The 21235-nt window shown below is 73.2% G+C and carries 15 protein-coding genes and 1 pseudogene; 6 read left to right on the top strand and 10 right to left on the bottom strand.

The features are described 5' to 3' along the window. The first annotated feature begins 198 nt into the window (after positions 1 to 198). On the top strand, positions 199 to 543 hold the full coding sequence (locus tag A8713_RS03125) for a DUF6343 family protein (protein ID WP_079158816.1): 345 nt from the start codon (positions 199 to 201) through the stop codon (positions 541 to 543). A 112-nt stretch (positions 544 to 655) separates the two neighbouring features. Here the strand turns inward: A8713_RS03125 and A8713_RS03120 are convergent, their stop codons facing one another. The 3 genes from A8713_RS03120 to A8713_RS03110 form a co-directional block, all read right to left on the bottom strand. Continuing rightward, entirely contained in the window at positions 656 to 1879 is a 1224-nt protein-coding gene (locus tag A8713_RS03120; RefSeq protein ID WP_064531303.1) for an acyl-CoA dehydrogenase family protein, read from the bottom strand. A 5-nt stretch (positions 1880 to 1884) separates the two neighbouring features. Then, entirely contained in the window at positions 1885 to 2928 is a 1044-nt protein-coding gene (locus A8713_RS03115) for a phosphotransferase family protein (RefSeq protein ID WP_064531302.1), read from the bottom strand. 183 nt (positions 2929 to 3111) lie between these two features. Beyond that, on the bottom strand, positions 3112 to 5310 hold the full coding sequence (locus A8713_RS03110) for an MMPL family transporter (RefSeq protein WP_064531301.1): 2199 nt from the start codon (positions 5308 to 5310) through the stop codon (positions 3112 to 3114). Between the two features lie 354 nt (positions 5311 to 5664). Here A8713_RS03110 and A8713_RS03105 point away from each other — a divergent pair, with 354 nt between their 5' ends. Continuing rightward, a complete protein-coding gene (locus tag A8713_RS03105; RefSeq protein WP_064531300.1) occupies positions 5665 to 6900 on the top strand; it encodes a sensor histidine kinase in 1236 nt (411 codons plus the stop codon). A 14-nt stretch (positions 6901 to 6914) separates the two neighbouring features. Continuing rightward, positions 6915 to 7655: a response regulator gene (locus tag A8713_RS03100; protein ID WP_107440766.1), complete on the top strand. Its 741-nt coding sequence runs from the start codon at positions 6915 to 6917 to the stop codon at positions 7653 to 7655. Positions 7656 to 7769: 114 nt separating this feature from the next. Here the strand turns inward: A8713_RS03100 and sbnA are convergent, their stop codons facing one another. From sbnA to A8713_RS03075, 5 genes are read right to left on the bottom strand one after another with little or no spacing between them, the layout of a single operon-like run. After that, on the bottom strand, positions 7770 to 8813 hold the full coding sequence (gene sbnA, locus A8713_RS03095) for a 2,3-diaminopropionate biosynthesis protein SbnA (RefSeq protein WP_064531298.1): 1044 nt from the start codon (positions 8811 to 8813) through the stop codon (positions 7770 to 7772). A 44-nt stretch (positions 8814 to 8857) separates the two neighbouring features. Further along, positions 8858 to 9946 (bottom strand): 2,3-diaminopropionate biosynthesis protein SbnB, encoded by a 1089-nt coding sequence (gene sbnB / locus A8713_RS03090; protein ID WP_064531297.1) that lies wholly within the window; start codon positions 9944 to 9946, stop codon positions 8858 to 8860. Then, entirely contained in the window at positions 9943 to 10947 is a 1005-nt protein-coding gene (locus A8713_RS03085) for a TauD/TfdA family dioxygenase (protein ID WP_064531296.1), read from the bottom strand. Before A8713_RS03085 ends, sbnB begins: the two co-directional genes overlap by 4 nt. Before the next feature lie 33 nt (positions 10948 to 10980). Then, the gene (locus A8713_RS03080; protein WP_064531295.1) at positions 10981 to 14244 is read right to left on the bottom strand and encodes a non-ribosomal peptide synthetase; all 3264 of its coding nucleotides are present in this window, start codon (positions 14242 to 14244) and stop codon (positions 10981 to 10983) included. A 14-nt stretch (positions 14245 to 14258) separates the two neighbouring features. Continuing rightward, on the bottom strand, positions 14259 to 16829 hold the full coding sequence (locus tag A8713_RS03075) for a Pls/PosA family non-ribosomal peptide synthetase (protein ID WP_064531294.1): 2571 nt from the start codon (positions 16827 to 16829) through the stop codon (positions 14259 to 14261). Positions 16830 to 17227: 398 nt separating this feature from the next. On the opposite strand from A8713_RS03075, the gene A8713_RS03070 reads away from it, so the two are divergent. Beyond that, a complete protein-coding gene (locus A8713_RS03070; RefSeq protein WP_018570873.1) occupies positions 17228 to 18172 on the top strand; it encodes an MIP/aquaporin family protein in 945 nt (314 codons plus the stop codon). Here the strand turns inward: A8713_RS03070 and A8713_RS34040 are convergent. Then, positions 18169 to 18288, bottom strand: a pseudogene (locus A8713_RS34040) (lamin tail domain-containing protein); the annotation flags it as partial. The gene A8713_RS03070 and the pseudogene A8713_RS34040 overlap by 4 nt on opposite strands. A gap of 231 nt (positions 18289 to 18519) precedes the next feature. Here A8713_RS34040 and A8713_RS03065 point away from each other — a divergent pair. Both A8713_RS03065 and A8713_RS03060 read left to right on the top strand, forming a co-directional pair. Further along, the gene (locus A8713_RS03065; RefSeq protein ID WP_064531293.1) at positions 18520 to 19557 is read left to right on the top strand and encodes a permease; all 1038 of its coding nucleotides are present in this window, start codon (positions 18520 to 18522) and stop codon (positions 19555 to 19557) included. Further along, complete coding sequence (locus tag A8713_RS03060; RefSeq protein WP_064531292.1) at positions 19554 to 20336, top strand: TIGR03943 family putative permease subunit; 783 nt, start codon at positions 19554 to 19556, stop codon at positions 20334 to 20336. Before A8713_RS03065 ends, A8713_RS03060 begins: the two co-directional genes overlap by 4 nt. 62 nt (positions 20337 to 20398) lie before the next feature. On the opposite strand, the gene A8713_RS03055 is transcribed toward A8713_RS03060, so the two are convergent. Next, positions 20399 to 21205 (bottom strand): thioesterase family protein, encoded by an 807-nt coding sequence (locus A8713_RS03055; protein ID WP_064531291.1) that lies wholly within the window; start codon positions 21203 to 21205, stop codon positions 20399 to 20401. Between the last annotated feature and the right edge of the window lie 30 nt (positions 21206 to 21235).

Here is a 21235-nt window from a genome sequence, read left to right as displayed (position 1 = left end):
CTCCTGCTGCCCGGCACGCGGTTTACCTCCGCGCACACGGGCTACGCGGCCCGGGACGGATCCACCACGAGCCCCGCGGATCCACCACGAGCCCCGCGGACTCACCACGAGCCCCGCGGATCCACCGCGACGCGGCCGCGAACCGGCCGTGAGTGCACCGTAGCGCTGGCGGCGGCCGGGGCGGAGGAGACAGGTGTCATGAGCCAGAACGACCCGGAACGCAGGAGGGAGCCGGTCCCGCGGTCGCGCTCCGGCGCGTTCGGCCGCAGATACCCCCGGACCGGCACCGAGCCGATGACCGCCCAGAGCCCCCTGGGACTGCGGCTGCTCCTGTCGGGGGTCTTCCTGCCGCTGTTCGCCGGGGCCGCCGCCTTCTTCGCCGTGTGGGCGGCGCAGGCCGTGCCGGGCGAGAACCCGGGCCGCGGCCCCCTCGTCATCGCCGCCGCCGTCTGCGCGGTGCTCGCGCTGCTGGCCGCGGCCGACGTGGCGGTCGTCGTCCGGCGGCTGCGGCGCGAGCGGGGCGCGGTGCCGTCCGGGCGCTGAGGCGGCTCCCGGGCGCGCCCGGGAGCCGGGTTCTCCCGGCACGGAGGACGGCATACCCGCGCGCGACGGCGCGGACCCGGTGCGCGACGGCGGTCCCGCACCGGCAACGCGCCTACAGGTACTGCTTCAGCTCCCGCCGCGCCAGCGAGCGCTGGTGCACCTCGTCGGGGCCGTCGGCGAGCATCAGGGTGCGCGCGCCCGCGTACAGCTCGGCCAGCGGGAAGTCCTGGCTGACCCCGCCCGCGCCGTAGAGCTGGATCGCCCGGTCCAGGATGCCGACCACCGCGCGCGGGGTGGCGATCTTGATGGCCTGGATCTCGGTGTGGGCGCCCTTGTTGCCGACCGTGTCCATCAGCCAGGCCGTCTTCAGCACCAGCAGCCGCAACTGCTCGACCTGGACACGGGCGTCAGCGATCCAGTTCTGCACCACGCCCTGCTGGGCCAGCGCCTTGCCGAACGCCGTACGGGAGACCGCCCGGCGGCACATCAGCTCGATGGCGCGCTCGGCCATGCCGATCAGCCGCATGCAGTGGTGGATCCGGCCCGGACCCAGCCGGGCCTGGGCGATGGCGAAGCCGCCGCCCTCCTCGCCGATGAGGTTCGACACCGGGACGCGCGCGTGGTCGAAGACCACCTCGGCGTGCCCGCCGTGGTAGTGGTCCTCGTACCCGAAGACCCGCATGGCCCGCCGCACGGTGACGCCCGGTGTGTCGCGCGGCACCAGCACCATGGACTGCTGGCGGCGCACGTCCGCGCCGTCCGGGTCCGTCTTGCCCATCACGATGAAGATCTTGCAGTCGGGGTGCATCGCCCCGGAGATGTACCACTTGCGGCCGGTGATCACGTACTCGTCCGAGCCGTCGTCCGCCCGCTCGATGTGCGTGGTGATGTTGGTGGCGTCCGAGGAGGCCACCTCCGGCTCGGTCATCGCGAACGCCGAGCGGATCTCGCCCGCCAGCAGCGGCTGGAGCCACTGCTTCCGCTGCCGTTCGTCGCCGAACTGCGCGAGCACCTCCATGTTGCCCGTGTCCGGCGCGGCGCAGTTGGTCGCGGTGGGCGCCAGCTGCGGGGAGCGGCCGGTGATCTCGGCCAGCGGGGCGTACTGGAGGTTGGTCAGACCGGCGCCGTGCTCGGCGTCCGGCAGGAACAGGTTCCACAGGCCCTGCCGCCGTGCCTCGGCCTTCAGCTCCTCCACCACCGGGGGGTTCTCCCAGGGCGAGGCGAGGCGGGCGCGCTGCTCGTGCGCGGTCTCCTCGGCCGGGTACACGTACTCGTCCATGAAGGCGAGGAGCCGGGCGCGCAGTTCCTCGGTGCGCGCGTCGAACGCGAAGTCCATGGGGATCAGCCCTCCTGGAGGCCCTGGGGGCCGTCGTGCAACGTGGTCAGGCCGTGCTGGATGAAGACGGGGACGAGGTCGCCGATACGGTCGAAGCCGCCGCCGACCGTCCGCCCGAGCGTGTACCGGTAGTGGATGCCCTCCAGGATCACCGCGAGCTTGAACCAGGCGAACGCGGTGTACCAGGAGACGGCGGACACATCGCGCCCCGAGCGCGCGGCGTACCGCTCGATCAGTTCGGCGGGCGAGGGGTGGCCCGGCGCCTCGGCGGTGGTGGACACGGGCGAGTCCGGCATGCCCAGCGGAGTGCAGTACATGACCAGCAGGCCCAGGTCGGTGAGCGGGTCGCCGAGCGTGGACATCTCCCAGTCGAGCACGGCCCGGATCCGGTCGTCCGGCCCGATCAGCGCGTTGTCCAGGCGGTAGTCGCCGTGCACCACGGCGGGCGCGGGGGAGACGGGCAGCTCGCGCCCGAGGGCGGCGTGCAGCTCGTCGATGCCGGGCAGGTCGCGGTCGCGGGAGGCGTCGAGCTGCTTGCCCCAGCGGCGCAGCTGCCGGTCGAGGAAGCCCTCCGGCCGGCCGAAGTCGGCGAGGCCCACCTCGGCGGGGTCGACCGCGTGCAGGGCGACGAGCGTGTCGACCAGGGACAGCACCGCGTGGCGCGTGCGCTCCGGGCCGAGCGGGGCGAGCTGGCCGGCCGTGCGGTACGGGGTGCCCTCGACGAACTCCATCACATAGAACGGCGCGCCCAGCACCTCCTCGTCCTCGCACAGCAGCACGGTGCCCGGCACCGGTACGTCCGTCGGCCGCAGCGCGCTGATCACCCGGTGCTCGCGCCTCATGTCGTGCGCGGTGGCCAGCACATGCCCGAGCGGCGGCCGCCGTACGACCCAGCGGCCGGTGCCGTCGGAGACGGTGTACGTCAGGTTGGACCGGCCGCCCTCGATCAGCCGGCCGGTCAGGGGGCCCCGCACCAGGCCGGGGCGCTCGCGGTCGAGCAGGTCGCGCAGCCGGTCGAGATCGAGTCCGGGCGGGTGGTCGGGGCTCATCCAGCGCTCCTGGGGGCGGGGTCGGCATCGGATCCCGACCATCATGCTGACTAGTCGGTATGTAGTCCAGACCACATCCGGGGAAAGTGATCGGCGTCTCGGGGCGGGGACCGCGGAAGCCGACGAGGGCCGCCGCCGCTGGGAAGCGGCGGCGGCCCTCGTGGCAGGCGGGCGGCGGGTCGGTCAGTTCGTGCCGATGCGGTCGTACGTGTCCGGGGCGGGGCCCTGGCCCGGCTCGCCGGACCGGTGTCCGAACGGCTGCCCCGGCCGCGGACCGGGATCCTCCCCGGGCGCGTACGGGGAGGACGGCCGGGGCCGGGCGGCGCGGCGCGGGCGGACGGGCCACCACAGGGAGCGGCCGAGCAGCGCGGCGAGCGCCGGGACCAGCGCGATCGACAGGACGAACGCCGACAGCAGGATGCCGAGGGCCGTCGCGAAGCCGATCTGCTGGGTGCCCGAGTCCGGGTTCACCGCGAGGCTGCCGAAGGACCCGGCCAGCACCAGCCCCGCGGTGGCCACGGCCGGAGCCGTGTGCCGCACGGCGCGGGCCACCGCGGCACGGGCCGGTCCGGGCCGCTCCATCTCCTCCCGTACCCGGTCGCTGATCAGGATGTTGTAGTCGGTGCCCAGCGCCACCACGAACAGGAAGAGCACCAGCGGCAGGGTGAAGGCGACACCGGGCTCGCCGCGCAGATGCTGGAACACCAGGGTCGAGGCGCCGAGCGTGGCGGCGAAGCCGAGACCGACGGAGATCATCAGCACCGCGGGCGCCAGCACGCTGCGCAGCAGGACGAGCAGGATCAGCGCGATGAGCGCCGCGGCCACGGGGAAGACCAGTTCGAGGTCCTCGGAGACGGCGGTGGAGATGTCCGCGAAGATCGCCGCGGTGCCGCCGACATGGGCCTCGGCGCCCGCGGGCGTGTGCGCGGCGACGGCCGCCCGCACCGGACCGGACACCAGGTCGCGCGCCTGCTGGCTCTGCGGGTCGGCGGTCAGGTAGAGGCTGATCCGGGCCGCGTCGCCGCCCTTGTCATAGACGGCGGGACTCACCTGGCCCACCCCCTCGGTGCGGCCGAGCGCCGCGGCCAGGGCGTCGACGCCACGCCGGTCGAGGGCGCCGGCGTCCTTGGTGACATAGACGTCGGTCGGGTCGGACACGCCCGCGGGCAGCGCGCGGGAGATCTCGGCCGCGGTGGCGGCGGCCGGGGTGTCACCGCCGCCGCTGCCGGTGCCGTAGTCCATCTTCATGCCGATCGTCCCGGCGGCCAGCGCGCCCAGCAGGACGACGGCGCCGGCCGCGACGGCGAGCGGGCGGCGGGCGACGGCGGTGCCGAAGCGCCCGGCCGTGCCCTCGCGCGGGGCGCGCTTCAGGGCGCGCGAGGGCCAGAACATCTTGCGGCCCGTGACCGCCAGCAGGGCGGGCATGAAGGTCAGGCTGGCCAGCAGCATCACCAGGACGGAGATCGCGATGGCCGGGCCCAGCACCCGGAACTGGCCGAAGCTCGCGATGCCCAAGGTCGCGAAGGCGGCCACGATGGTCAGCGCGGCCGAGGTGATCGCGGAGCCCACCCGGCCCGTGACCTCGCCCGCGATCTCGCGCGGCGCACGGTCCGGCTGCGCGCGCAGCCGTTCGCGGAAGCGGAACAGCAGGAACAGGAAGTAGTCGATCCCGATGCCCAGCAGCACCACGCTGATCAGCTGCGGTGTGCTCGGGTCCAGCCGGATCCCGCTGAGCAGGGCCGCACCGACCACGGCACCCGAGGCGGCCCCGCCGACGATGGCGACCGCCAGCAGCGGCAGCAGCGCCGCCAGGACACTGCGGAACACCAGGACGTTCAGCAGCACGATCAGCGCGACGGTGAGCGCGCCGGCCACCGTGCTCGTCGTCTTCTCCGCGTCCTGGCTGTCGACGGTGTCGGCCAGTCCGCCGGTGAATCCGGTGCGCAGGCCGTCCTGCGCGTACCGGCCGGAAGCGCTCTTCCTGAATTCCTTGAAGACATTCTGGAGACCCGGGTCGGTCGCATTTCCGGAGAGCCCGACCGAGAAGAGTGCGAAAGTACGGTGGGGTGCGACCGTACCCGGAGCGATCTTCGGCGTCTGCGAATAGTCCTTCGCCAGGAAGGGCGGCGCGTCCTCCGATTCCGGCATGGCCACCCGCTGTCTGCCGAGCGCCGCGGCCACCGACTCGGCGTGCCGCTGGTCGGCCGCCCCGAGCGGCTTGCCGTCGGCCCGCTTGACCAGCATGATCACGGAGTTGGCGTCCGGTTTGATCCCGAACTTGTCCTCGGCGACGTGCAGGGCCGCCGCCGAGTCGTACTTCTCGGGCAGGAAGTCACCCAGCTGACTCTCGGTGACGCGGTACATCAGTGCCTGACCCACCATGGTCAGTCCTATTCCCAGCAGTACCCATAGGGTGATGACTTTCCATGGATTTCTCGTGGAGAATCCGGTCAGGGCGCGAATCACGGGGGCTCCCGTTCGGGACGTTCTCGGACAGTGCCCTTCCAGCGAATCACCGGAATACGCGGAGATCGTCCGAGCAGGGGAGGAGAAGCGGCAGGGGGCCCCGGGACCGGCCGGCCGCCGGACCAGGACCCTGGTCCCGGTCCGGCCTCGGCCGCAGGTCGTAGCCCGGTGGCGCGGCCCGCTGCGACAATGGGTGAGCGGAGGACAGCACACACCGGTGCCCGCGGGCACCGGGCGACCACGGCGCGGAGCAGCGCGGAGAGGACCACCATGGCGACGCGCCGCAGCACCGCGCCGAACCGTCGCGGCCTGCGCGGACGCCTGTTCCCGCCGGGCACCGACGCCCTGCCGTGGACCCGCAACGACGCGCTGCTGACCGTCGGCGCGGCCGCCGTCGACATCGTCGGATACACCGCGTTCCCGCAGCTCACGGGCATACCGGTATCGGGTGTCGGTGTCCTGCTGCTGACGCTGTCCGCGCTGCCGCTGCTGGTGCGGCGGCTGTTCCCGCTGACGGTCATGACGGCCGTCCTGGTCCTCGGCGCGGCGCTGAACCTGTCGGTGCCGATGGAGCAGCACTTCGGCGCCACCCTGGCGGTCGCCCTCTACACGGCCGCCCGCACCGGCCGTCCCTGGGCGACGGCCGCCGCGGCCGCCGGGGCCATCGGCATCACCCTGCTCACCCCCGGCATCGCCGCTCCGGGCGGCGTCCTGAACCTGACCAGTGCCTGTGTGGCCGCCGTGCTCATCGTCGGCGCCGCTCTGGTGGTCAACCGCTGGCAGCGCGAGACGGAGGCCAACCGGCGCCTGCTCGCCGACCGGGCGGTGGCCGAGGAACGCCGCCGTATCGCCCGGGAGCTGCACGACATCGTCGCCCACCGCATCACCACCATGCAGCTGATGGCGGGCGGCGCCCGCGCCAACCTCGACCACGACGCCGGTGTCGTCCGCGAGGCCCTCGTCACCCTGGAGGAGTCGGGACGGCTCGCGCTGCGCGAGATGCGCCAGCTCCTGGACGTGCTGCGGGCCGACGAGGACACCACGACCGGTCCCGACGGCACCCCGGAGGCGCCGCAGCCCGGCCTCGACGACCTGGACCGCCTGATCAAGGAGTCCCGGCAGGCCGGGCAGCCCGCCGTGCTGACCGTGGACGGCGATCCGGCGCCGCTGCCCCAGGTGGTCGGCCTCACCCTCTACCGGATCGTCCAGGAGGCGCTGACCAACGCCCGCAAGCACGCCGGGCCCTCCGTACCGGTGGAGGTCCGCCTGACCTGCCTGCCCGGGAGCGTGCGGGTGACCGTCACCGACCGGGCCGAGGCGGAGTCCGCCGAGCCCGCCCCGGCGCCCGGCCCCGGCAGCGGATACGGTCTGATCGGCATGCGTGAACGGGTCGCCCTGCACGGCGGCACACTGGAGTCCGGCCCGCTCCCCGAGGGCGGCTTCCGGGTCGCGGCGAGCCTGCCGCTGGAGGCGCCGGCGGGCGCGGACGAGGAGAGCGACGGGTGAGCGAGACCAAGGCCGTGGGCGGCACCGCCGAGGACGCCGCGCGGGACGCGGGGGAGCGGGCCGTCCGGGTGCTGATCGCCGACGACCAGCCGCTGGTGCGCCGCGGTCTCGCGCTGATCCTAGGGCCCGCCCCGGACGTCACCGTGGTCGCCGAGGCCGAGAACGGCGAGCAGGCCCTCGTGCTGGCCCGGGAGCACCGCCCCGACGTCGTGGTCATGGACATCCGGATGCCCGTCCTCGACGGGGTCGCCGCCACCGAGCGGCTCGTCCGGGACCTGCCCGAGTGCCGGGTGCTCGCCCTCAGCACCTTCGACATGGACGAGTACGTGGTCGCCGCCCTGCGCGCCGGCGCGTACGGCTTCCTGCCCAAGGACAGCTCACCCGAGGAACTGGTGGCCGCGATCCGCACCGTCCGCACGGGTGAGGCCGTCGTCGCGCCCCGGCTGCTGACCCGGCTCATCCGCGCCTACGTCAGGACCGGGCGGGCGGCGCCGCAGGGCCGCGAGCGGCCCGCCGCCGAGGGCACCGCGGCGCTCACCCCGCGCGAGGTGGAGGTCTGGCGGCTGCTGGCCACCGGCCTGGACAACACCGAGATCGCGCAGACCCTGGAGATCAGCGTCTCCACCGTCAAGAACTACATCACCAGCATCTTCGACAAACTCGGCGTCCGGGACCGGGCGCAGGCGGTCATCGCCGCCTACGAGTCGGGCCTGGTCGCGGCCGGGCAGCAGGCGGGACGGGACTGGCAGGACTGACAGGACCGACTGGACTGGCAGAACCGACTGGACTGGCAAGGACGGAACGGACGGCCCACGCGGGCCCGGCACAGTCGTCCGCCGGGCCCGCGAGGCCGCGCACACCAGAGCGGGCTACGGCTTGCGGCGCCCGTCCGGAGTGCGGGGCACCGGCTCCGCGTCGCGGGTGGCGGTGGTCATCCCCTTGGGGGCGGTCATCGCCTTCGGATCGAGCACCTGGTCGCCGTAGAGATCCTCCAGCCAGGTCGACTGGTAGATCGTGTCGAGATAGCGTTCGCCGAGGTCGGGGGCGATGGCCACCGCCGTCAGATCGCGCTCGTCGTGCTCGGCCAGCCAGGACATGGCCCCGCTGACCACCGTGCCGGTGGAGCCGCCGAACAGGAACCCGCGCCGGGCCAGCCGGTGGCAGGCGCGGATCGTGTCCGCCTCCTCCACCCGGATCACCTCGTCGACGAAGGACTCGTCCAGCAGCGGGGGACGCATGCTCATGCCGAGGCCGGGGATCATCCGGCGGCCCGGCGCCCCGCCGAAGGCCACCGAGCCGACGGTGTCCACCGCGACGATCCGCACCGGCCGGTGCCACTCGCGGAAGTAGCGCGCGCACCCCATCAGCGTCCCGGTCGTGCCCGCGCCCACGAACAGCACGTCCAGACGCGGGAACTGACGGGCGATCTCCGGTGCCGTACGACGGTAGTGCGCACCCCAGTTGCCGGGGTTCGTGTACTGGCTGAGCCACACGTACCGCTGGTCGGAGGCGCACAGGGCGCGCACGTAGTCGATCCGGGCGCCCAGGAACCCGCCGTTGGCGTCCAGGTCGGCGATGACATGGACCTCGCTGCCCAGCGCCTCCATCAGCAGCCTGGTCGACAGATTGCAGCGGGAGTCGGTGACGCACAGGAACCGGTAGCCCTTGCTGGCCGCGATCATGCTGAGCGCGACCCCCAGGTTGCCGGACGAGGACTCGATCAGGACCGAGTCCTTGCTCAGCAGCCCGTCCTGCTCCGCGGCCTCCACCATCTCGACCGCGGCCTTCAGCTTGATCGAGCCCGCGAAGTTGAAGCCCTCGCACTTGAGGAAGAGCGAGCGCCCGAAGATCGGCCGGAGGTCGACGTAGAGCTGGCCTTCGTTGAAAGCGTGGGGAGCGGTAATGACGGGCACGCTAACCTCCTGATGCCTGGGCCGGGGGACGGGACGATCAGCGATCAGCCGTACCGGCGCAGCTCGTGGAAGAAGTCGTCGACGACATGGAGATTCCCGGCCCGAGCCACCTCGTCGTGGACGTAACCGCCGACGGCGAGGTCGAGGACACCGAGACCGAACGGGGAGAAGACCACGGTCCGGTCGCCCGGCGGCTCCACCCGGCCGGTCAGCACGTCGTCGAGCGTGCCGTCCAGGAAGTCCCGCCCACCGGTGAGCTGTTCGGCCAGATGCGGCGAGGTGTCCGCCTTCAGGCAGTGCTCGACGTCGTCGACGAAGTTGGCCGCCTCCAGCAGGATCCGGGGGTCCAGGTCGCGCAGCGACACATGCAGGACCACCGGATGGTGGGCGAACCAGGACGGGTCGCTGACATGCGGTGCGCCCGCCACGGTCGCGAAGACCACCAGGTCGCTGGAGCGGATCAGCTCCTCCGGGCTGTCGTGCACGGTGATCCGCGCGTCCCGCCCGCCCGGCGCGTCGGCCGTGGCCTGGCGCAGATAGCCGCAGAAGCCCGCCGTGCTGTCGGCCGACACGTCGTACACGCCGACCGTGTCGAAGCTCCAGCCGGTGCCGGCGAGAAACGTGTGGATGTACCGGGCGATCAGTCCCGTGCCGAAGAAACCGACCCGGGTGGGCCGGGTCCTGGTGCGGGTGAGCCGGTCCGCGGCCAGCGCCGCCGAGGCCGCTGTCCGGGTGGCGCTGATGATGGAGCTCTCCAGGCACGCGAACGGATAGCCCGTGTCGTGGTCGTTGAGGATCAGCACCGCCGACGCCCGCGGCACCCCGGCCGCGACGTTCTCCGGGAAGCTGGAGATCCACTTCAGCCCGTCCACCCGCACCCGCCCGCCGACCGAGGCGGGCAGCGCGATGATCCGGGAGGTGGGCCGGTCCGGGAAGCGCAGGAAGTACGACGGCGGGTTGACCGTCTGCCCTTCGCCGTGCAGCCGGTAGGTGGCCTCGACCAGGTCCGTGATCTCCTGCTCGCGGCCCTGGAGCGCCTGCCGCACCTGGGCGCCGGAGATCACCGCGAAGGACGGCACACGGCCGGGCCGGGCGGTGGGGGAGTCGGTGGCGGGGGACGTCACGGAGGTCATCGCCGTGTTCCTTCCGGGGTCGGGGCGCCGTCGGCCAGCAGCCGCGGCTCGGCCATCGCCACCAGCACCTGCCGCTCGCCGGTGAACGGCTCCCGGCTGTGCGCGGTGCGGATGTTGTCGACGAGCAGCAGATCGCCTGCCTGCCACGGCTCGCGGCGGGTGTGCTCCTCGTAGACGGCGTTGAGCGTCTGGACGACGTCCTCGCCGATCGGAGTCCCGTCGCCGTAGCGGGTGTTGAAGGGGAGCCCGTCGGCGCCGTACTCGTCGACCAGGTACTCGCGCACCTCCGGCGCCAGCGTCCACTCGTTGAGGAAGGCGATCTGGTTGAACCAGCAGCGGCGGCCGGTGACCGGATGCCGTACGACGGCGCTGCGGCGCTGCCGGGTGCGCAGCGAGCCGTCGTCGCGCCACTCGAAGTCGATGCCGTGGGCGCGGCAGTAGTTCTCCACGGTCTCGCGGTCCTCGGTGCCGAACGACTCGGCGAGCGAGGCCCCGATCTCGTCGTTGTAGCTGCGGGTGAGGAGCCAGCCCTCGCGCTCGAACCGCTCGGTCAGCGCCGCGGGCAGCGCCCGCAGCACCTCCTCCGCGTCCGCCACCGCGGTCGCCCCGCCCCGGTCGGGCGCGGCGAGGCAGGCGAACAGCATCAGCGAGGGGACCCGCTGCGCGTAGCTCAGCTCGTGGTGCATGCACATCGGCTGGTTGTCCGGCCAGGCGGTGGACGAGTACAGCCCTCCTCCGTAGGACTGCCGGGGGGCGAACGCCTCGCGTTCCGTCATGGGTTCACCGGCGAGCGCGGTGAACACCGCCCGGACCCGCTCCGGTTCCCCGAGCGCCAGGCCCCGCACCACGAGCGCGCCGTGCTCGGTGACCTGCGCGCGCACGGCCTCCCGGTACGCGGACGCCCAGGCGGCCGCGTCGGCGGGCGGCTCGACGCGCAGGACCGGCGGCCGGTCCGGTCGCGACTCCACCTCCAGCAGTGACGCCGGGGACGAGAACGACATCTCGATTTCCTTTCGTCGGGCGTGGTGCCGGGATCAGGAGGACGCCAGCAGTTCGGCGGCGCCCAGGACGGCCCGCGCCGCCGCGTCCGGCCGGGTGCGCGGGAAGTAGTGGCCCCCGTCGGGGAGTTCGTGCAGATCGACCAGGTCGGACAGGAACATCCAGTCCCGGTGGCGGTCGGCCGGCCCGGCGGTGTGCGGGTCGTCGGCGGCGAGGACCACCGTCACCGGCACGGCCAGCCGGGCCGCCTCGGGGGAGTCCAGCGCGGCGGCGAAGTAGCGGTGCGCCGCGACGCAGTCGTGCCGGTAGGCGGCGCCGATGTGCTCGGCGTGGTCCGCGTCGAGTTCGCCCAGCTCGGAGTAGCCGCTGTCCGCGCTCAGCCGTGCGGCGATCTCGGCGTTGCTCCGCCCGGACAGCTCCTCGACGGCGGTGGCGCGGGCGGCGGCGGTGCCCGGCAACTGCGCGCCCAGGAACAGCCGTACCACCTCCACCGTGCCGTCCTCGTGCAGCCGCCGCGCCGTCTCGACGGCCAGGGCCGCCCCGGAGGAGTGGCCCCACAGCATGACCTGGCGCGTGCCGCGCCCGCGGATCTCCGCCGCCACCTGCCCGGCGACCTCCTCCAGCGGGGCGAACGGCTCGTCGGCGGCGGCCAGGTCGTGGCCGGGCAGCTCGACCGCGTACACCGCCGGACCGCGGCCCGCCAGCGCGCTCGCCAGCGGCCGGAAGTTCACCGCGTTGCCGCCCGCGTAGGGGAAGCACACCAGCGCGCACGCGTCGGTGTCACCGGCCGCCGACAGCGGTTGCAGCAACTCCGTGCGCCGGTGCGCGGCGCCGTCCAGCAGCGCGGCGAGGTCGGCGAGCACCGGATGGCGGGTGATGTCCTTGAGGGACACGGCCCGGTCCAGGGCGATGGTCAGCTTCACCGCCGACAGCGAGGTGCCGCCGGAGTCGAAGAAGTGGTCGCCGCGGCCGATCCGCTCGCGGGGCAGGCCCAGCAACTGCGCCCAGGTGTCCGCGAGCCTGCGCTCGGTGGCGGTGCGCGGCGCGTCCTCGGGGCCGCCGTCCGCCGTGTCCTTCTCGGCCAGCCGCGCGGCCAGCGCGGTCAGCGCCTTGCGGTCGGTCTTGCCGTTGGCGGTCAGCGGCAGGGCGTCCTGCCAGTGGAAGGCCGAGGGCACCATGTACGCGGGCAGCGCGGCCCCGAGCGTGTGCCGCAACTCCTCCGCCGCCAGCGGCTGTCCGCTGTAGAAGGCCACCAGATGCGCGCCCCGGCCCGGCAGTTCGGTGACGACGACCGCGCCGTCGCGCACCCCGGGGGCGCGCAGCAGCGTGTTCTCGATCTCCCCGATCTCGATGCGGAAGCCGCGGATCTTGACCTGGCTGTCCCGGCGGCCGAGGAACTCCAGTGCGCCGCCGGGGTGCCAGCGCCCCCAGTCACCGGCCAGATAGAGCCGCTCGCCGGGCCGGTACGGGTCCTCCCGGTACGCCTCGCGGGTGCGCTCGGGATCGTTGACGTAGCCGCGGCCCACGCACACCCCGGAGAAGGCGATCAGACCGGGCGCGCCCAGCGGCACCGGTGCCAGGTGCTCGTCGACGACGAGGACCCGCACGTTGTTCACCGGCCGGCCCAGCAGCACCCGCTCCGGCACGGCCCGCAGGATCTCGTGGTTGGTGTCGTCCGACGTCTCGGTCAGCCCGTACGCGTTGACCAGCGGGATGTCCGGCTTCAGGGCGAACCAGCGCTGGACCAGTTCGCGCTTGAGCGCTTCGCCGGTCACCGACACACAGGCCAGATCGGGCAGTTCGCGCGGCCGCCGCTCCAGATAGGACGCCACCACCTCCAGGTAGGAGGGCACGACCTGGACGACCGCGACCCGGCCGCGCTCCAGCGTGTCGACGAACCGCTCGACGTCCAGGACCGCCTCCTGCTCCACCAGCAGGGTCCGCCCCCCGGTCAGCAGCGCGGCCAGCAACTGCCACAGCGAGATGTCGAAGCACTGCGGGGCGGTCTGCGCCACCACCGACTCCGGCCCGATCTCCAGGTCGTCGATCTTGGCGAACAGGTGGTTGAGCATGCCCGCGTGCTCGCACATCGCGCCCTTCGGCTCACCCGTGGAACCGGAGGTGAAGTAGATGTACGCCAGCCGGCCGGGCGCGATGTCCAGTCCGGGGTCGCCGTCGTCGTGGCCCTCCGCGTACGCGTCCGGCAGCATCAGCTTCTCGGCCGGGTCCGGCAGCGAGGCCAGGGCCTCGTCCAGGGTGGCGGTGCTGCCCGGCTCGGCCAGCACGAGCCGGCAGCCGGCCCGGGACAGTGCCGCCGCGATCCGGCCGGCCGGGAAGTGCGGCTCGACGGGCAGATAGACACAGCCGGCCTTGAACACCGCGAGCACCGACGCCAGCCAGTCCAGGGTGCGTTCGGTGACCACCGCGACCACGCCCTCCGGCCCCGGATCGCGGGCCAGCAGGGCCCGCGCCAGCCGGTTCGCGCGGGAGTTCAGCTCGGCGTACGTCCACGAGTCGTTCCCGTGCACGGCGGCCACGGCCTCGGGCCGCTCCCGTACCCGCTGCTCGAACAGCTCGTGCGCCCGCGCGTCGGGCAGGGCGCGCTCCGGTCCCGCGAGCCCTTCGAGCTGCTCGCGCACCTCCGCCTCCGGCAGCAGGCTCTGCCGCGCGTGCTCGGCGTCCGCGTCGGCGGCCATCAGCCGCAGCGCCGTCAGGTGGTAGCCGCAGATCCGGGCCGCCGCCGCCGCGTCCAGCACCTCGGTGCGGTACCGCAGCCGCAGCACCATGTGTCCCGCACGGTCGGCGCAGCCGACCGCGAGCACCGCGTCCCGGGGCAGGCTCTCCCCGCGGGCGTCCTCCGGGTCGAAGACCACCTCGTACGCCGGTCCGGTCAGCCCCAGTTCGCGGCGCAGCCCGTGCACCGGGAAGTCACGGTGGGCCAGCAGGTCGGCCTCGACCCGGCGGGCGGCGCGCACCACGCCGCGCCAGGTCCGCGGCGCGACCGTCAGCCGGCAGGGGAGCGGTTCGCCCTCGCCGGTGGCGCGTCCGGTCACCACGTCCTGCTCGCCGCTGAGCGCGGCCAGCACCTTGGCGTGGGCGGCCAGCAGCACCGCGCCGACCGGCACGCCGAGTTCGGCGGCCAGGGCGCGCACGGCGCGCGCCACCCGGTCCGGCACCGGCTCCTCGTGTCCGGCCGTGCCGGGCCGGGGCCGCGGCGCCCACCGCGGGACGGCGGTGAAACCACCGGCGGTCAGCACCTCGGTCCAGAAGTCCCTGTCCGCTGCCACGAGCGCTCCCATCGAATGACCCTTCCTCAGTTCGCCGCCGGAGCGGCGGGGTTACCGCCCCACTCCGCGTGCGCGGGGACTTCCTCGCCCTTCATCAGGAAGGAGTCGGGCGCCAGCACGGCCCCGTCGCCCAGCGTCACGCCGTAGTGCACATGGGCGCCGATGCCGAGGGTGACGCCCGCGCCGAGCGTGGTGTGCTCGGACTTGAACGTGCCGTCCTCCTGCGAGTGGCACTGGATCTTGCTGCCGGCGTTGAGCGTGCAGTCGTCGCCGATGGCGGTCAGCGTCCGCTCGGTGATGAAGCAGCCGTCGTCGAAGACCCGACGCCCGATGCGCACCCCGGTCAGCCGCCAGATCAGCGCCTTGTACGGGGTGCCGTTGAACACGGCCAGATAGTGGTCCGGGACCTTCCACAGCCGCTCGTGCCACCAGAAGTACGGGTCGTAGATGGAGCACAGCTGCGGGCGCAGCGCGCGGAACCGGGTCAGGCAGCGCTCCAGCAGGATGTTGTGCGCGGTGGTGACGAGGAGCGTGACGGCCAGATAGGCGCCGATCACGAGGTGGCCCAGCGCGCCGTACAGGCCGACCGAGACGAGACCGAACGCGGTGAGCACCGTGGTGTGCAGCCAGCGCACCACCAGGTGCAGGGCCATGGACCGCAGGTTGTAGCGGTTCTTGGCGGCGAGGCCGCGGTGCAGCGCGTCGCCGCTGCGCAGATGGTCGAACCGCGCGTCGCGCTCCACCGTCCGCGGGATCTCGAAGCAGGGGGAGCCGAGCAGTCCGACGCCCTCCCTCACCTCCCCGTCGAGCGGCACCATCACCTTCGTCGCCAGCAGGCAGTTGTCGCCGGTGCGGGCACCGGCCGGGAAGGCGATGTTGTTGCCGAGGAAGTTGTGCGCGCCGATCGCGGCCCGGCTGGTCCGGAAGGACGTGCTGGAGTAGTCGGCGTTGAGGACGGACAGGCCGTCGGCGACCATCGTGCCGCTGCCCACGGACACCAGGAACGGGGACTGGTGCTGCACCTCGGTGCCGAAGTTCGAGCCGGTCTGCTCCACCCGGTCGAGGTCGTACCCGATGCCGCGCAGATAGGGGACGATGTAGGAGCTGTCCCCGAACAGCCAGGTGAAGAACCTGATGTTGGTGAGGGTCGCCATCATCCGGTGCGCGGCGTAGTGGAAGCCGTAGAGCGGGTACACCCGGTCCGGTCTGACCAGTCGGCGCAGCAGCCGCGGCACGGTGCACAGGGCGAGCACGCCCAGGACGATGCCGCCGCAGTACAGCACCGTGGACACGAGCAGGGTGTCGGCGACGATCTCCCCCGCCGTCGTGCCCCGGGTCTCCGCGGCCAGGCGCTTGCTGAGCACCGGCACCTCGGCGAACAGCATGTAGACGCCGCCCACCGCGAGCGGCAGATAGAGCAGGAAGAGCTGGAGCAGGGTGGTGGTCGCGAACCCGGCCCGGCGCAGGGTGCCGCAGCGGGCGGGCGGGACGCGTATGTGGTCGACGTCGGTCGGCTGGGCCGGGGAGCCGTGCCGCCGCTCGCCGGCCGGGACGTGCTGGCCCGGGTAGAGCGCGGAGGCGTGGCCGAGCTGGGAGCCGTCGCCCATGACCGTGTCGATGTCGAGCACGGTCTTCTCGCCGACGAAGACGTCCCGGCCCAGGGTGACGCTGCCGGTGCGGATGCGGCCCGCGTGCGCCCGGTAGCCGAGGAAGACGGCGTCGTTGCGGATCACCGTGCCGGCGCCGACGGTGAGCAGGTCGGTGCAGACCGGCACGGACCGGGAGAGGATCGTGACGTCCTTCCCGATGCGCGCGCCGAGCGCCCGCAGATACATCACGTACAGCGGATTGCCGACGAAGAGCACCATCGGATTGGCGTGGAGCAGTGATTTGACGAGCCAGAAGCGCAGGTACGCCATGCTCCACACCGGGAACTCCAGTCGTTTCCACCGGCCGACGAGAACCCATTTCACCAGGACGGGAAAGGCGCACAGGGCGAGGAAACCGATCGTGCCGCACAGGAACGACCGCAGATAGATGTGGGCGAGACCCGAAGCGGCGGCCACCCATTCATAGGCCTGGGCGGTGACCATGCCGATGACGAAGGAATAGCCGAGGAATATCAGCGTCTGGAGCGTTCCGCACAGCACGGGACCCGGTGCGCGCCGGGGCACGGCGGGCGCGGGGTGCTCGGGGTGCGCGGCCGGGGCGGTGGACGACGGGTCCGGGGGCGGTGCGGCGGTGGGCGCGGGCGCCGCCGCGACCAGCGCAGCGGCCAGTTCGCGGAGGGTGGGGTGCCGGTAGATGTCCTTCATGGACACCGACGGCAGTTGAGGGTGTTTCCGCACCCGCGCGCAGAACTGCGCCATGACGAGCGAGTTGGCGCCGAGGTCGGTGAAGAAGTGACTCTCGGCGTGTATTCGGTCGGCGTGCACGACGTCCGCGAGGATGCCCGCGAGTTCCCTTTCGGTGTCTGCGGTGTCTGCGGTGTCTGCGGTGTCTGCGGTGTCTGCGGTGTCCGGTTCTGCTTTTCCGTGCCGGGTGAGCGCGGATTCGTCAGGACCGGGCATCAGTATGTCGGCAGACTTCTCCACCATGCGAGCTCCCTGAGGAAAGGTCGAAAACCGTCGGCCAGGGGTGGCCGGTCCCCGAGACCGTGCGTTTTCGCCTGATCACGAAACCATGGATCAGTCTTGTGCGGTGTGCGCGCGCCTGCCACTCGGATCCGGTGCGCCGATGTCCCGTCCGACGCCCCACGCGCCGGTGTTCAGGCGGCGGAGGCGCGCCGTGGGGCACCCAAAGGATCACCCGTATGGGGGCGGCGCGCGGTCTCCGGGACGGTGGCGGACTCCGGGGCCGGGCGCCGCGCGCCGAGTCGAGTGGCCCCCGAGAGTGCGGACGCGCAGACTGAGCTGAGACGCGGGGCCGTGACCGGGCAGCAGCGCGGTCGGGCTCCCTGCTGGACCGTGCCGGACCGTTCGTCGAGGGGGCCGATATGGCCGTAGAGATCCCGCCCCTGGTCGCGCCCTCCCGCCTGAGGCGTCGCGGGGGCCTGTGGGGTGAGTGCCTGGCGGAGTTCCTGGGGACCCTGGTACTCATCGCCTTCGGCTGCGGTGTGGTCGCGATGGCGGTCGCCGCGCTGCCCGGCTCCGGCCGCACCGAGGGGCCCACGACCTTCTTCCTGGGCGCGGGCGACTGGCTCCTCATCACCTGGGGCTGGGCGTTCGCCGTGGTCTTCGGTGTGTATGTGGCGGGCGGGGTCAGCGGCGCCCACCTCAACCCGGCGGTGACGCTGGCGTTCGCGGTCCGGCGGAAGTTCCCCTGGTCCAAGGTGCTGCCGTACTGGCTCTCGCAGGTGGTGGGCGCCTTCGTCGGCGCCGCCCTGGTGTACGCGGTCTACCACGACGCCATCAACACCTTCGACCAGGCCATGAAGGGGCCGAAGACGCACGGGCACACCGTCGCGTCCTTCTCCATCTTCGGCACGTTCCCGGCGCCCTACTTCCACGGCGGCTACTGGGGGCCGCTGGTGGACCAGATCGTCGGCACGTCGCTGCTGGTCATGCTGATCGTGGCCATCGTCGACCTGCGCAACACCGCCGTGAAGGCGAACCTCGGCCCGCTCGTGATCGGCTTCGCCGTGGCGGCCGTCGGCATGTCCTACGGGGCCAACGCCGGTTACGCCATCAACCCGGCCCGCGACTTCGGACCCCGGCTGTTCACGTTCTTCGCCGGCTGGGGAGACCTGGCACTGCCGGGCACCGAACCCGGCTCGTACAGCGCCTACTGGTGGGTGCCCATCGTCGGGCCGCTGGTCGGCGGCGTGGTCGGCGTCCTCGTCTACGACCTGTTCATCGGCGACATCCTGCACATCCGCGCCCAGCAGGACGAACTCCCCGAGGTCGGCCGCACCCGGGGTTCCGCCTCCGACGAGGAGTAGGCCACGTTCTCGGCGCCGGACTCGGTGCCCTTGCCGCCGCGCGGCGTCACGTGGTCCCCGGGCTCCAGGTAGTGGTCGGCGGAGAACCGGAACCGGTTGCCGGAGGCGTCCTTGACGGCGTCCTTGCCGAGTGAAGAATCCGTGAAGGCTCCCGGGGGGGGCGGGCGGGGCGGCCGGCGCGAGCCGGGGCACGGCGACCCCGCCGCCGGGGGAGCGCGTCCTCGGGTCCGGCCTCGCCGCACGGATGACCGGGCCGCCGCCGGCCCGCCTCCCGGCGCGTCCCGTACCCGGGGCGGGGGCCGGAGCCCGCTATGTTCGTGCGCACACAGCGAGGTTCGGAGCCGGGGATGCAGAACACAGACGTACGGGACCAGGAGGCGCAGGCGCCACCGGCGCCGCCGCCGGGCGCCGGGGAACGGGCCGCGCGCGGTCTGCCGCGGTCCTGGCCGCTCCTGCTGCTGGGCGCGGCCGTCCTGCCCGGAGCGGTGGTCTTCGCCGTGGGGCGCTGGTCGGACGGGCAGGCGCTGGAGGCATGGCGGACCGTCTGCCTCGCCGTCACCGTGCAGGCCACGCCCTTCCTGCTGCTCGGCACCGTCCTGTCCGGCGCCATCAACGCCTTCGTGCCGGACCGGGTGTTCAGCCGCGTACTGCCCCGGCGGCCCGCGCTCGCCGTCCCGGTGGCCGGGATCGCCGGCGTCGTCCTGCCGGGCTGCGAATGCGCCTCCGTGCCGGTCGCGGGCAGCCTGATCAACCGGGGGGTGACCCCGGCCGCCGCCTTCGCCTTCCTGCTCTCCGCCCCGGCGGTCAACCCGGTCGTGCTGACCGCCACCGCGATCGCCTTCCCCGGGAACCCCGCCATGGTGCTGGCCCGGCTGGTCGCCTCCCTGGTCACCGCCGCCGCGATGGGCTGGCTCTGGCTCTTCCTGGGCCGCGAGGAGTGGCTGCGGCCGACGGCCCGGCACACCGGCCACCGGCCGGGACACAGCCGCTGGACGGAGTTCCGGCGCGGCTTCCAGCACGACTTCCTGCACGCCGGCGGCTTCCTGGTGCTCGGCGCCATGGCGGCGGCCACCTTCAACGTGGCGGTGCCGCGCACCGTGCTCGACACGTTCTCCGGCTCGCCCTGGCTCTCGGTGCTGTTCCTCGCCGGGCTCGCCGTGCTGCTCGCGGTGTGCTCGGAGGCCGACGCGTTCGTCGCGGCCTCGCTCACCGGGTTCTCGCCGCTGGCCCGGCTGACGTTCATGGTGGTCGGCCCGATGGTCGACCTCAAGCTGATCGCGCTTCAGGCGGGCACATTCGGAAAGGCGTTCGCGGCGCGCTTCTCCACCGCGACCGCCGTCGTCGCCGTCGTGTGCAGCACGCTCGTCGGAGGATTCCTGCTGTGAGACGCCCGTTCCAGGTGGCCCTGCTCGTCCTCAGCGGACTCGGGCTGCTGCACGCCTCGCTCTTCACCGACCTCTTCCTGCGCTATGTGAAGGAGGGCATGCGGCCCCTGCTGATCGCCTCCGGGGTGCTGCTGCTCCTGCTGGGCGTCGCGGAGGCATGGCCCTCGAAGCGGCGTACGGGACATGACGGGGCGACGCACGACGAGCCCGAGCACGGGCATGGGCACGAACACGGGGCCGGGAGCGGTCACGGGCACGACCACTCCCGGGCGCCGCGCGTCGCCTGGCTGCTGTTCCTGCCCGCCCTGAGCCTGCTCTTCTGGGCCCCGCCCGCCCTCGGCGCGTACACCGCCTCCCGCGAGGCGCCCCGGGCCGTCGACCGGCAGAGCAGCTTCGACCCGCTGCCCGCGACCTCGCCGCTCCCGCTGACACTCAGCGACTTCACCCGCCGGGTGCAGCAGGACCGCACCCAGGCCGTCCGCGGCCGTACGGTCCTGCTGACCGGGTTCGTCACGCCGGACAAGGGGCACCGGGACAGCTGGTACCTCACCCGGATCATCCTGAACTGCTGCGCGGCGGACGCCCAGTCCGTGAAGGTGCGCGTCCACGGGGCCGCCCCGCCCGCGAACACCTGGGTCTCGGTGACCGGCACCTGGCACCCGGGCGGCACCCTGGGCACCGCGTCGGCCGCGGCCGCGCTCGACGCCCGCGCGGTCCGGACGATCGACCGGCCGGTCAACGGCTACACGGACGACCTGCCGCTCGTGCCGTCGCGCTGACGGACGGGCGGACGGACGGGCGGACGGGCGGACGGGCAGGGCCCCGGGCCCGTGGCCCGTGGTCAGGCGCCCGGCCGCGGCCGTACGGTCAGGATCTGCTGGGCGTGCCCGACCGGACCGTGCACATCGTGCAGGACCGTGCTGGTGACGCCCTGGCCCGTGGGACCGAAGACGACGGTGGTGTCCAGGCCGGTCCAGCGGCCCTCGGGACGGCGGTGCAGATGCACGGTCAGATCGACGTTGGGGAAGATCCACTCCTTGGGCGACTCCCGTACGGCGATGCCGTTCGCCGTGTCCACCAGGGCCAGGTAGGAGGCGAGCGGGGAGCTGGGCTCGCCGGCCACCAGGGCGAGCGGGGTGGAGACCCAGGCGGTGGCGCGGCCCGGCCGCGGCGGGGCGAGCGGGCGGACGTCGAGGGAGGCGATGTAGCCGCCGGGCCAGTGGTCGGCCATCGGCCACGGGGCGAGCCGCTCGGGCGGGGTGAGCCGGTCGTCGGCGCCGCCCTCGACGCCCGTGGTGTCCTGCGGGGCGAGCAGCCAGGCCCGCGCCCGCACCACCGGGCGCCCGGCGACACTCACCACGGCCTCCAGCAGCTCGATGGTCCGCCCCGGCCGGACGGTCTCCACCTGGATCTCGCACTCCTCCAGGGCCAGCCGGCCCAGGATGTCGTAGCTGATCCGTGACAGCAGCAGCCCGCCCGGCCCCCGGTCCGCCAGATACCCCTCGATCGCGTGGACCACGAGGCCCCCGAGCGGACTGAAGTGCAGCTCCGTCTCGTCCCAGGCCCCGCTCGCGTGGGCGGTCGGCTTGAAACGGTGCTCGTCGGTGCGGACGTAGTAGCTGTCGGGTGCCGTGCTGCCGGTGTTCAACGGACGCCTTCCCTCGGTCTGTGCCTCACT

Source organism: Streptomyces sp. SAT1 (assembly GCF_001654495.1).
In the GTDB taxonomy this organism is placed as follows: Bacteria; Actinomycetota; Actinomycetes; order Streptomycetales; family Streptomycetaceae; genus Streptomyces; species Streptomyces andamanensis.
The sequence above is the reverse complement of the archived record's forward strand: the minus strand, read 5'-3'. Positions and strand labels throughout refer to the sequence as shown.

Bases quoted from the DNA above. Each gene is read 5' to 3' on its own strand.
- A8713_RS03080 (WP_064531295.1), bottom strand. From the start codon at position 14,244: ATGGGAGCGCTCGTGGCAGCGGACAGGGACTTCTGGACCGAGGTGCTG.
- A8713_RS03115 (WP_064531302.1), bottom strand. From the start codon at position 2,928: ATGAGCCCCGACCACCCGCCCGGACTCGATCTCGACCGGCTGCGCGAC.
- A8713_RS03105 (WP_064531300.1), top strand. From the start codon at position 5,665: ATGGCGACGCGCCGCAGCACCGCGCCGAACCGTCGCGGCCTGCGCGGA.
- A8713_RS03065 (WP_064531293.1), top strand. From the start codon at position 18,520: ATGCAGAACACAGACGTACGGGACCAGGAGGCGCAGGCGCCACCGGCG.
- A8713_RS03075 (WP_064531294.1), bottom strand. From the start codon at position 16,829: ATGGTGGAGAAGTCTGCCGACATACTGATGCCCGGTCCTGACGAATCC.
- A8713_RS03120 (WP_064531303.1), bottom strand. From the start codon at position 1,879: ATGGACTTCGCGTTCGACGCGCGCACCGAGGAACTGCGCGCCCGGCTC.
- A8713_RS03110 (WP_064531301.1), bottom strand. From the start codon at position 5,310: ATGGTGGGTCAGGCACTGATGTACCGCGTCACCGAGAGTCAGCTGGGT.
- sbnB (WP_064531297.1), bottom strand. From the start codon at position 9,946: ATGACCTCCGTGACGTCCCCCGCCACCGACTCCCCCACCGCCCGGCCC.
- A8713_RS03085 (WP_064531296.1), bottom strand. From the start codon at position 10,947: ATGTCGTTCTCGTCCCCGGCGTCACTGCTGGAGGTGGAGTCGCGACCG.
- A8713_RS03125 (WP_079158816.1), top strand. From the start codon at position 199: ATGAGCCAGAACGACCCGGAACGCAGGAGGGAGCCGGTCCCGCGGTCG.
- A8713_RS03070 (WP_018570873.1), top strand. From the start codon at position 17,228: ATGGCCGTAGAGATCCCGCCCCTGGTCGCGCCCTCCCGCCTGAGGCGT.